The following is a 12,787-nucleotide window of genomic DNA, read 5'->3' on the forward strand; positions in this document are numbered from 1 at the left end:
GGGCAGCGAAGCTGCCCTTTTTGTTTTGTCGATATCATCACGATAAAGCTTACTGTTCGGAGTGATGCTCTCTCCCGAGCATAAGCAAACACGGTGTCAGAACTAACGTTAGCAAAGTCGCAAACGCCAAACCACCCGCGACAGCGGTCGCAAGCTGAGACCACCATTGAGTGCTTGGTGCGCCAAACTCCACTTTCTGATTAACTAAGTCGATGTTCATTTCTAACACCATTGGCAATAAGCCTAATATGGTGGTCACCGTCGTAAGTAAAACGGGTCTTAAACGCTGCACACCGGTACGCAAAATAGCCTCAGATTTTTCTAAGCCACGTTTACGCATCTGATTATAAGTATCGATTAAAACAATATTATTGTTTACCACGATACCAGCCAACGCAATCACTCCAATTCCCGACATAATGATGCCAAATGGCTTTTGGAAAATAAGTAACCCAGCGAAGACACCAACGGTAGAAAACAGCACTGCACTAAGGATTAAGAAAGCTTGATAAAAGCTATTAAACTGCGTAATTAAAATCAAAGCCATGACACCAAGCGCGACAATAAAAGCATTTTGCAAGAATGCTGATGAGTTTTCCTGCTCTTCATTTTGACCCCGAATCTTATATTCAATGCCTTCCGGTAAGTCGAGCTGTTCCATTCCAGCGGCAATCTTAGGTAACTCAAGCGCCAAATTGTAACCTTCCACCATATCCGCTTTAATATTGATAACTCGATGACCGTCGACCCGACGAATAGTGTCTTGCTTATGATCTGGTTTGATTTGAGCAAAATTCGTAATCGGTACCAGACCAGCTGCCGTTTTCACTCTCAGTTGATCAAATCGACCTATGTCGCGCTTATCTTGCGGATAGCGCACCAAAATATCGACTTCTTCATCCGCATCATCGGGCAAATAATCGCCTATTTTCAAGCCGTTCGTAACAAACTGGACGGTATTCCCGACTAAAGTAGCATCCGCTGCAAAGCGAGAGGCGTCATCTCGCTGGATATCAATTTGCCAATCAATCCCTTCCTTATTAGTGGTATCACTCAAGTTGGTCAGTGCAGGATTACCATCAGCCCAATGTCGTACTTTTTTGGCTGCTTCATCTAACGCACTAACACTCAAATTTCGTGATGACACTTCAATCACGAGATCATGCTCGACAGGCGGTCCTGCGTCCGGGAATTTATACTCAAGTTCAACACCATAAAAGCGGTCTGTCGTCTCTTTTAGTTCCTCAATAATGGTTTTCACTTTGCGTCGATACTGCCAATCCACAGGCGTTATTTGAATCTGGCCAATCTCGTCCCCATTATCGCTCGATCCTGTGCGCGTGTAGACACTTTCAAACTCGTCATGACCGAGCATCACCTTCTCGATTTCGCGCATAACAACATCTTTTTCGTGAATAGACAGGTCACCATAAGAACGAACTTTAACGGTAAAAAAGGCAGGGTCCACCTCAGGGAAAAACTCTGCACCCAAGCCAGCTTTGTTGTAAGTGAAGCCGACACCTGCCGCTAGCAGTATCGCGCTGAGTAAGACTTTCCATGGATGACGAATCGCTACCGACAGAGTCTGGTAATAAAGCTTGGTAATGCCAGTCGCTTTTTCAAAGTTGCCGTTATGCAGCTCCACCATTTCTCGCTGAGCTTTCTGATTGACTACTTGAGGCTTGCCAATGATCCCACCGATGACAGGAACGAACAATAAAGCCATCATCAGCGAAGCGGCCAAGGTAGCAATTAAAGTAAGTGGTAAGTACTTCATGAACTCACCAGTTATGTCTGGCCAGAAAAGTAACGGAGCAAACGCAGCCAATGTGGTTGCTGTGGATGCGGTAATAGGCCAGGCCATTCGCTTTGCTGCATCTCGATAGGCTTCTTTACGTGGCGTTCCTTCTTGCATGCGCCGATCTGCAAACTCTGTCACCACAATGGCACCATCCACCAACATGCCTACCGCCATAATTAAAGCAAACAGTACGACGATATTGACCGTCAGCCCAAATACCGATAACACCAACAACCCAGTCAAGAACGATCCTGGAATAGAAATCCCCACGAGAAGCGCGGTCCTAACCCCCAATATGGCAATAATGACGATAACTACGAGGATAATTGCGGATAAGATATTGTTTTGTAGATCACTGAGCATCAATTTGACATCGTCGGATTGATCCCAAGTATATTTAACTTGCAAATTGTCGGGCCACTCGGCGCGCTTCTGTCCCAGAGCCAGTACTTCTTTTACCAGCTCAACCGTTTCAATGATGTTTTCCCCTGCCCGTTTTTTTACGTCCAAAACGATGGCAGATTCGCCATCTAAACGAGCAAAACTTTCAGGATCGCGAAATGCACGTCGTACTGTCGCCACATCGCCAAAAGTGATCACCTCTTTGCCATTCACCTTGATCGGTAGTTCAAGCACATCTTTCAGTGAATCAAAAACCGATGGGACTTTTACCGAAAAGCGTCCATACCCAGTATCGACAAACCCCGCAGCCACAACTCGGTTATTCAAGGCAATTAAATTATAGATGTCCGCTTGATCGAGACCGTAGCTTTCCATCAATAGCGGATCGACAACTATCTCCACGATGTCTTCGCGATCTCCTGCGATTTCAACCTCAAGAACCTGACGGAAACTTTCCAAACGATCACGTAACGTTCTGGCAATCTGAACAATGGTTCGCTCTGGTACGGTGCCATAGAGCACAACGGTCAAAACAGGCTCTTCAGATGCAAACGTGACTTCGTTTACCGTCGGCTCATCACTGTCCTCTGGTAACTTTGGCTTCGCAAGATCAACCGCATCACGCACATCTGCCATCGCTTTATCAAGATCCACTCCGACACTAAATTCCAGCGTCACCGAAGCATGACCTTCTGATGCCACAGAGGTCATCTCTTTTACGCCTTCAATAGAGCGCAACTCTTGCTCTATTGGGCGAACCAATAAACGCTCGGCATCGACAGGAGAAATGCCTTGATGTCCAACAGAAACATAAATAATCGGAATGGTAATATCAGGGCTCGATTCCTTGGGGATTGTGACGTAAGTAATGACACCAGCAATTAATATCATCACCAACAATGTCAGCATAGTGCGAGCGCGAGATAACGCAGCATCAATCAGAGTGTACATAAGTGCTCCTTACTGCTCACTAGCCGCTTCAACAACTACGTCATCAACTTTATTGGCCAGTACTTGATCACCATCTCGCACAAAACCTTGTCCCAGCACGATAATGTCTGCACGCTCTCCTAACCCAGAGAGCCACACACCATCATCCTCGGCCTTAACGAGTTGAATTGGAACAAACTCAACATACTCATTACGCAGTGTCTTGACACCTAAGTTACCTTCTTCATCTAGTGCTAACATGGCAGCCGTAATCTTTACTGCCAACACTTCACTCAACGGCAGCTGTACTTCTGCGCTCATACCGGCAGGAATTCTTGCGTCTTGATTATCAATTTCGATTTCAATTGGAAATGTATTAGTAGAAGCAGAAGAAACACGTCCAATGTAGCGCACACGACCTTGATGATGCTGTTGGTTAATGGTTCTTACGTCGGCTTCTAGGCCTTCCTTAAGGTATTGTATATGCCGTTCACTGACATCGGCTTCAATCACTAAAGTATCCAAATCAATGACCGTCGCAATAGGATCGCCAATCCCGACAAAATCACCTAACTCAACAAAGTGGTGATCTACGATGCCATCAAATGGCGCTTTAACCTCAGTATTTCTTAAAGCCGTTTGCACGTTACTCAAATTCGCACGTGCATCTACCAACGCTGCTTGCGCTGTCGCAAATGCAACCTCACCTTGCAGTCCACGACTTTTTAGCGATTTAGCTGCATTAAACTCTTTCTCTTTAACCAACAGCATCGCCTGGGCCCGTTTAAGTTGAATGCCAAGGTCGCGCTTATCGATGTTTGCGATCACTTGTCCCTGTTTGACCGCTTGGCCTTTCTTTATGTTAAGACTGACTATTTTACCGGCAACTTCGGCGCCAAGACGCGCTTGACGATTGGGCGCTGTTCGTCCATACAATTCAATGGTTTTACTGGTAGGTTCGGCAAGAAAAGTATCAAACATCACCTTTGCAAGTGGTGTCGTGTTCGTGGATGTTGAAGAGTTAGGATGATCATCTTGTGCTTTGAGTTGGCCGATGGTTAGCCATGCAACAAGAAGTAAGACGAGGATAAGAGATACTAGCCAAGGGCGCTCGACAATTCGGCGTCCAAAAGAAAGTCCAGACATATAAAGTCCTTTTTATTATTTCTCTGCATATCTGCGAGCGTGTGCTTTACGTGACATCCTTCTACATAAAGCACAGGCAGCCATTAGCTGCCTGTTAGGTGTTAATTACACACTGAACGATGCACCACAACCACATGTTGTCGTTGCATTGGGGTTATTTACGAAGAAGCGCGCTCCTTCCAACCCTTCTGTGTAGTCAACAATACCGCCAACGAGATATTGCAGACTCATAGGGTCTACAACCAGTGTTACACCACTGTTTACGATTGTTGTATCGCCTTCGTTTACATTTTCATCAAAAGTAAAGCCGTATTGGAAGCCGCTGCAGCCGCCGCCAGTAATGTATACGCGCAGTTTCAATGCTGGGTTTTCTTCTTCAGCAATCAATGCTTTAACGCGAGATGCTGCTGCGTCAGAAAAAGATAATGGTACGTTTACTTCGCTCACGAAGACCTCTCTCACTCGTGTAATGCGTCAAGCCTGAAGCAAGACGTCAAATTTGTGCTAATTGAGACGATTATCCAATACCTGACAAACTCGTTCAAGTATTCGCCGCCGATTCTTTATAACAGATGCGGATATATAAGATTACACTGCGAAACAACACATAAATTAAGCAAAACGTTTCTAACTTGATTATAGCTAGGTACAATGCGCTCCACTTGGTCCGAGCAATCAAAAGAGGATAACCCCATGACCAAATCATCAGATCTGTATCAAAAAGCTCAGCAAACCATCCCTGGCGGTGTCAATTCACCAGTTCGTGCATTCAACGGCGTTGGCGGCTCTCCGCTATTTATCGAACGAGCAGACGGTCCACTGATTTTTGATGCCGATGGTAAAGCGTATATTGATTACGTTGGCTCTTGGGGTCCAATGATTCTTGGCCACAACCACGCGGTTATCCGCGAAGCAGTAATTGATGCAGCGCAACGCGGTCTTAGCTTCGGTGCGCCAACAGAACTTGAAATCGCGATGGCAGAATTAGTTTCTGAGCTTGTTCCATCAATGGAGCAAGTCCGCATGGTAAGTTCTGGTACTGAAGCTACTATGAGCGCGATTCGCCTTGCACGTGGCTTCACCGGTCGCGATAAGATCATGAAATTTGAAGGTTGTTACCACGGCCACGCTGATAGCTTGCTAGTAAAAGCAGGTTCTGGTGCACTAACTCTAGGCCAACCAAGCTCTCCTGGCGTTCCTGCAGATTTTGCTAAACACACGCTAACAGCAACATTCAACGACCTAGATTCTGTACGCGAGCTATTTGCTGCTAACAAAGGCGAAATTGCTTGTATCATCGTTGAGCCAGTAGCAGGCAACATGAACTGTATTCCACCAGTGGAAGGCTTCCACGAAGGGCTACGTGAAATCTGTGATCAAGAAGGCGCGCTACTAATTTTTGATGAAGTAATGACAGGCTTCCGTGTTGCTCTAGGCGGCGCGCAAGCACACTACAACATCAAACCCGACCTAACGACACTGGGTAAAGTGATTGGTGGCGGTATGCCAGTAGGTGCTTTCGGTGGCCGTAAAGAAGTGATGCAATACGTTGCACCTACAGGCCCAGTTTACCAAGCTGGTACCCTTTCCGGTAACCCTGTCGCAATGGCAGCAGGCTACGCATGTTTGAACCTTCTAAAAGAAGAAGGCAACGAAAAGCGCCTAGCTTCTAAAACGAAACAACTTGCTGAAGGTTTTAAGTCTCTAGCAGAAAAACACGGTATTCCGCTAGTTGTTAACCAAGTGGGCGGTATGTTCGGCTTCTTCTTCACTGACCAAGAAAAAGTAACTTGCTACGAAGACGTAACGAAGTGCGATGTAGAACGCTTCAAGCGTTTCTTCCACTTAATGCTAAAACACGGTGTCTACCTTGCGCCATCTGCGTTTGAAGCGAGCTTTACTTCACTCGCTCATGGTTCAAAAGAGATTGATGCCACACTAGAAGCTGCTGACCGCTGTTTTGCTGTTCTTGCAGAAGAAGCGAAGTAATCGCTAAAAACGGCGATAACGCATTTAGAAAAGGACCGTAACGGTCCTTTTTTATTGCCAATTCAAAATAACCAATATCGCTAATACCCCAACGACAATGCCAAACCACGGTATTCGCTTAGCTTTTTTCTCGGTTTGACACTTTTTATCACCGTTGCAACAACCCATAGCTCATCTCTTGATTGATAACCGACTGATTTGTAGTCATTATAGCAAGGTACATCGCCCTGCTCTAATTCGGCATTGTCATAAGCTTGAAAGAGTTAAGAGTGCAAAGTAATAAAGGTTACACGCCATCATTGAAGGCATAAACCGTAAACGTCACCTGTAAGTTGGACTAATACCATGCCAAATAATGTAAAAATAACGTCGAGTCACCGAGTACTAATGGTTGCTTTACTCGCCGCTGCTTTTGCTTGCTACTTATTGGTTGAGCCATATATCAATTCAATTGTGATGGCTTTTATCATTTCTTTGCTCATGTTTCCGATACACGAATGGTTTGAGCAGAAAATTCCCAAGCACCCCAATATGGCGGCACTGCTGTCATGTGTCGTCTTGACGTTTATTATTGTTATCCCGCTTTTATTTGTGTTTGCCGCCATTGTTCAGCAAGGCTCTGTTTTCTCACAAAATACATATAATTGGGTTACCAATGGTGGCATCCAAGATATATTCCAACATCCTTTCGTTATCAAAGGCTTATCGATTGTTAATGAGTACTTACCTTTTGATAAAATCGAGCCCAAAGCCATTGCTGAGAAAATTGGTCAATTTGCCACATCGTTTGGCTCTAACTTAGTCGCTATCAGCGCAAAGATTTTAGGAGACGCAACCAACTTCCTAATGAACTTCTTCCTAATGCTGTTTGTGCTGTTTTTTCTGCTTCGTGACCACGACAAAATTATCTCTGCGATTCGTCATATCCTGCCACTCTCACGTAGCCAAGAAGACCGCATATTGACAGAGATAGAGCAAGTTTCTAAATCAGCCGTAATGGGCTCATTCATGACAGCGATTGCTCAAGGTCTGGCTGGCGGTATCGGTATGTGGCTCGCCGGCTTCCCTGGGTTATTTTGGGGAACAATGATGGGCTTTGCATCATTCATTCCAGTGGTAGGAACCGCACTAATCTGGATTCCTGCAGCAGCGTACTTGTTCTTAACAGGCGATATGACTTGGGCTATCTTCTTGACGGTGTGGAGTGTAGTTGTCGTTGGCTCTATAGATAACCTATTGCGTCCGTTGCTAATGCAAGGCAGCGCCGGCATGAATACCCTTATGATTTTCTTCTCATTACTGGGTGGTCTGCATCTGTTTGGTTTGATTGGTCTTATCTACGGCCCACTTATTTTTGCCGTGACCATGGTACTGTTTAATATCTACGAGGAAGAATTCAAAGACTTCCTTAACCAACAAGACAACAGCTAGTCACCGCTTAATCACTTCAAGCTTGGGGCAGATTGTGCGAAAATCTGCCCCAAATTATTTCTGATGAACCAAATTTATGTCTGCTTATATCGCTCCTAGCCAAATAGCTCAGCGCCAACTTGAATACTTCAACGGAAAACACGTTTTAGTCGCTGGTGAAGTTGAAGACCTATTTCCTCTTGAGTTAGTGGCTCATTGTGAGTCTGTTGAAGTGTTTACTTCCAACTATAGCTACTACCGCCAAATTCAAACCTCTGACAAAGTGAAAAGTCATTTTGGCTCTGTGTTTGATGTTGAAACAAAAGCAGACATGGTCCTTTTATACTGGCCAAAGGCAAAAGCTGAAGCAGAATACTTGCTGGCGATGTTGATGGCGAAACTGGGCATTAACACCGAAATCGTCATCGTTGGTGAAAACCGCTCCGGCATCAAGAGCATCGAGAAGATGTTCCAAGAATACGGCCCTGTGAACAAGTACGACTCTGCTCGTCGCTGCTCATTTTACTGGGGTAATTGCCTCAATGAACCAAAACCTTTCAACCAAGCAGATTGGTTTAAGTCTTACACTGTTACACTCGGTGAGCAGTCGCTAGCGGTTAAGAGCCTACCTGGCGTATTCAGCCATGGCGAGTTCGACTTAGGTAGCCGATTGCTGCTTGAAACCTTACCTAAGCTGTCGGGCAAAGTGCTCGACTTTGGTTGTGGTGCAGGTGTGCTCGGTGCGTTTATGGCGAAAGCGAATCCAGAGATCGCGATTGAGATGTGTGACATTAATGCTTATGCGATCACTTCTAGCCAAGCCACATTAGAAGCGAATGGTTTATCCGGACGCGTATTTGCATCAGATATATACTCGGATACCGCAAAAGACTACCGCTTTATTATCAGCAACCCGCCATTCCACAGTGGTTTAGACACAAATTACAACGCAGCGGAAACCTTGTTGGGCCAGGCACCACAATATCTAACCAAAGACGGTGAAATGGTGATTGTCGCGAATAGCTTCTTAAAATACCCACCAATTATCGAGCGGGCGTTTAATAATTGCGAGACGCTAAATAAGACCAATAAATTTTCTATCTACTACGCGAAAAAATCATAACTTCCCCCCGCGCAGGCACAAACCTGCGCGATTTTTTCTCATAAATTCAACACTCATAAGAAAAACTGCGTCACCCTGCACGCTTTACAACTAACTTTCTTGTCAAAGAAAAAAAACTCGTTAATTTTGTTAATTCTATCTAGTTGAACATCTTATCCGTTTTTAACGAGAACCTCGGCAGCGAAGTATGTTTTAGAACTGCCCATTATGAGTTGTAATCTTATCCATGTTTAAATTCTACAAAAAACAGAAATTTAAGCGCCTTCAGAGTACACTGATGACCGCATTTCTGGTGCTCAGTATCACACCTCTTACCATTACTGCGATCTTTTTCTTGCAGTCCCACAGTAAAGATCTGCAAGAACAAAGCACCTCGCACTTACTGTCTGTTCGAGATACAAAACAGCAGCAAATCATCGACTACTTTGAGGCACGAGAAACCGAAGTCATGGGCTTTGTGCGCTCAGAGTTGGCTTACGCCAGTGGTGGCCGATTCTACGGTCTCGTCAATGCTTTTAGTCGTTTAGGCAATGATATTGAAGAGTCTCGTAAAAACGCCCAACAGCGCTACATCGAGGGCAGCGGAGACCAAATCAAAACCTCAACGTTACCCGAGTCATCCAACTATGTAGGAAGTGAACGTTACCGACTTTTGCATAAACGCTATCATTGGGCCTACTTGGAGCTCCTCAAGCGCTCTGATTTTAATGACATTTTGCTGGTCGACATCAATGGTAACGTCACCTACTCGATCAACAAAGACGATAACTACGGAACGAACTTGTTATCAGGCCCCTACAAAGACTCGGCACTTGGCAAAACTTTCAAGCGTCTCGCCGATGATGTGACTGAACGTCGAAAAGTAAACGAAGACTACACTCCTGTGATTGTGTCTGACTTCGAGCTGGAAGGGGGTAAATCAGTCGCTTGGCTAGGTGCACCAATTGTTCAGCAAGGTTATCTACACAGCTATGCCATGTTCCGCTTGCCAAATAATGGCATCACTAAGTTAGCCGCAGACGCTAATCGAGAGTCATCCATTAACACCTTGCTGGTTGGAAATGATCACCAACCTCGCACAATCAACACGAAACAAGACGACATTAAGAACAGTTTAGAAGTGATCGATAAAGCACTCTCTGGTGCGTTTGGTGTCGGCACTTACACGAACGGCTTAGGTGAAGAAATAATCGCGGCTTATGCACCGATTGAAACTCGTGGTGTGATTTGGGCGCTCGTCGTACAGTTACCAGAAAACGAAGCTTTCGCTCGTATCCATCAACTCGAAAAACTATTCGTTATCGCTATGTTGATCGCCATTATCCTTGTGGTGATAGCTTCTCACTATTTATCAAACTTTATCACTTCTCCGTTGCTGAAATTGACTTGGGTTGCCGAAAAGGTCTCTGCAGGGGATCTTGATGACACGTCTTTTAATACGGTTCGTAAAGATGAAATTGGTCGGCTTGCGTTAAGCTTTGAACGAATGCAACGCTCTATTCGAGATAAGATTCAAACCATTAAGAAGCAAAATGAAGAACTAGAAAGCAACATACAGATCATTCAAAAACAGAATGAAGAACTGCAATTGGCCGATAAATTAAAAGATGAATTCTTAGCCACGACTTCTCATGAACTTCGTACACCGTTACACGGCATGGTCGGGATTGCTGAAACCTTAGCGTCCGGCGCCAATGGTGCGATCCCCGCTAGCCAGAAATATCAGCTTGATATCATCATTAAAAGTGGTCAGCGTCTCGCTAATCTAGTCGATGACTTGTTGGATTATCATAAAATGCGTTATGGAAGCATGGATATCCAGAAATCAGCAGTGAGTTTGGGCAGTGCAACACGATTGGTTTTAGAGCTTTCTAGCCATTTACTCGGAAGTAAAACCATCCGCATCATCAACCAAGTCCCAGCGGATTTAAAAGCAGTGTCAGCTGACCCGCAACGCCTTGAACAAGTGCTATATAACCTGATTGGCAATGCGATTAAATACACCTCAGAAGGTAAAATTGTTATCTCCGCTAATGTGGTAGATGATCATGTACGCGTACAAGTTGTGGATACTGGACAAGGAATTCCCGCAGAACAACTTGAACATATTTTTGAACCACTCATCCAAGCAGGGCAAGACGCGAGCCGTTATCGTCAAGGTGCAGGACTTGGGCTCTCCATTAGCCGTCAATTGATCGAATTAATGGGAGGCTCGTTATACGTCAGTAGCCAACCAATGGTCGGAACTACCTTCAGTTTCACTTTACCGCTCGCCAGTGAAGAAGAAATCCAAGCAACCCAGACTCTAGCTGCGCACGGACACTTCCAAATCCCTGAAGTTAATGTAGAGAACCGCGAAGACTTATCACTTCCAGAGAACCCAGACGGCCCGTTACTGTATGTTGCTGACGATGAACCAGTAAACTTACGCGTGCTTGAAAGCTTTTTACGTTTAGAGGGCTATCGTGTGCGTACCGTCTCCGATGGGCCAGAAACGTTAGCGCTCGTCGAGCAAGAGAAGCCGGAACTTCTGTTATTGGATATCATGATGCCAGGCATGAGCGGCTACCAAGTTTGTAGTGAACTACGTGAAACCTATGATCATGCCGAGTTGCCAATCATTATGCTCACCGCACTCAGTCAAACAGAAGATCGTGTAAGAGGTTTTGAAGCAGGAGCCAACGACTATTTATCGAAACCATTTAATAAACAAGAGTTGGCGGCACGTATCCAAGCGCATTTAACGGCAAGTAAAGCAGAAATGCGCCATATGGAAAACAAAGTGCTAGAGTCTGAACTTAGACAGCGAGCAGTCGTTGAAGCAAGCTTACTTGAGACTCAAGGTCGTTTGTTGGAACAGCTAGAATCGGCTCCTGAAGCTATCATCTGTCTACGTGAAGACAAGCGTATTCGCTTTGCTAACGAAGCTGCTTGTAAGCTATTCAAGCGCAGCTTAGAACAGCTAAAGCGCTCATCTGCTGATGAGCTGATTGCCCCTAAATATCTAACCGTCAAACAACCTCATTACTGTGGCAAGATTGATATCTATATTGAAGATATTCGTCAGAACATCGAAGCAGACATTCTTAAGCTCCCTGAAGGTTCAGGGTTAGATATCATGTACATCTTTAATGTCGGCGGTGGAGCCAGTGCCGCTCGCATACATAATCTAGAAACCGCCGTAGAAGTGCTTTCAAGTTATGCATTTGATGGTGACAAAGACCAATTGCAAAAGCTAAAAGAGCTTGGCGGAGAATTTACGCGCCTTGCAGACAAAGCACTCGGTAATAAAAAGGACAAGCAAGAACTTATGCGGGAAGTTCTAGTCGACGCAATGACACATGCTTTAGAGTATTGGGAATCTGTAACGGGTGAAAGTAAATTCGCATTTGCAGAGCAAAGTGGCTTGTGGCGCGTTTATCTAGACCGAAGTACTTTACAAACACGCACCTTAGATAAATACATGCGTATAGAAACATTACCCAAAACACCACGTTGGAGAACGGTGCTAAGCTCGATAGAGTTCATTCTCGAACACTGCAAAGAACAGAGCCCCGAGAGAGCATACATAGAAGCACAACGAGATAAACTACAGCGACTATTGACCAGCTAATATTTATCAAAAAAACTAGCCCAGCGTGCATGCTGGGCTTTTTTGTTATTCGAGTATTCCCTTCCTAGAGATAAAAGAGACCGCCTCTTCCTACCCCATTACCATATTTCCAATAACGAACATTCGGTTAGACAACGCTATCTATTGTTGGTCTTCAAAACGTACGACCTTATCCATTTAACTTGTCTTAACTAGGTAAGTTCGAGCAACCGAAAAAACTTCATTCATATAATAAAAAAAGGACAACAAACGGAAGAAAACTGTCGATAAAAAAGGCCATTTTTCAGATAACAAGCGGATTTTGACGAACTATTGATAGAGATTGCGAACTTAATCACAACAGAACGGCAGATTAATTTTTAGCTGATTAATT

General features: G+C 44.8%; 7 protein-coding genes. 4 read left to right on the forward strand and 3 right to left on the reverse strand.

What is annotated here, in order from left to right; translation table 11 throughout:
- Positions 1-49 precede the first annotated feature (49 nt).
- The 3 genes from vmeK to erpA all read right to left on the reverse strand — a co-directional run bounded on the left by vmeK (position 50) and on the right by erpA (position 4,726).
- Positions 50-3,154, reverse strand: a complete 3,105-nt coding sequence (gene vmeK / locus R7190_RS16250) for a multidrug efflux RND transporter permease subunit VmeK (protein ID WP_017820415.1) — start codon at positions 3,152-3,154, stop codon at positions 50-52.
- 9 nt (positions 3,155-3,163) lie between these two features.
- Entirely contained in the window at positions 3,164-4,279 is a 1,116-nt protein-coding gene (locus tag R7190_RS16255; RefSeq protein ID WP_005386537.1) for an efflux RND transporter periplasmic adaptor subunit, read from the reverse strand.
- Positions 4,280-4,384: 105 nt separating this feature from the next.
- Positions 4,385-4,726, reverse strand: coding sequence for an iron-sulfur cluster insertion protein ErpA (erpA, locus tag R7190_RS16260; protein WP_005380031.1), 342 nt, complete (start codon positions 4,724-4,726; stop codon positions 4,385-4,387).
- A gap of 246 nt (positions 4,727-4,972) precedes the next feature.
- Between erpA and hemL the strand changes: the two genes are divergently transcribed.
- The 4 genes from hemL (at position 4,973) to R7190_RS16280 (ending at position 12,414) form a co-directional block, all read left to right on the forward strand.
- On the forward strand, positions 4,973-6,268 hold the full coding sequence (gene hemL / locus R7190_RS16265) for a glutamate-1-semialdehyde 2,1-aminomutase (RefSeq protein WP_186584674.1): 1,296 nt from the start codon (positions 4,973-4,975) through the stop codon (positions 6,266-6,268).
- Positions 6,269-6,613: 345 nt separating this feature from the next.
- The gene (locus R7190_RS16270; RefSeq protein WP_025768201.1) at positions 6,614-7,699 is read left to right on the forward strand and encodes an AI-2E family transporter; all 1,086 of its coding nucleotides are present in this window, start codon (positions 6,614-6,616) and stop codon (positions 7,697-7,699) included.
- 76 nt (positions 7,700-7,775) lie between these two features.
- Positions 7,776-8,801: a 16S rRNA (guanine(1207)-N(2))-methyltransferase RsmC gene (gene rsmC, locus R7190_RS16275; RefSeq protein ID WP_025768200.1), complete on the forward strand. Its 1,026-nt coding sequence runs from the start codon at positions 7,776-7,778 to the stop codon at positions 8,799-8,801.
- Positions 8,802-9,027: 226 nt separating this feature from the next.
- Positions 9,028-12,414 (forward strand): response regulator, encoded by a 3,387-nt coding sequence (locus tag R7190_RS16280; protein WP_186584672.1) that lies wholly within the window; start codon positions 9,028-9,030, stop codon positions 12,412-12,414.
- Positions 12,415-12,787: the final 373 nt, after the last annotated feature.

The organism is Vibrio sp. 1078-1, assembly GCF_033340475.1.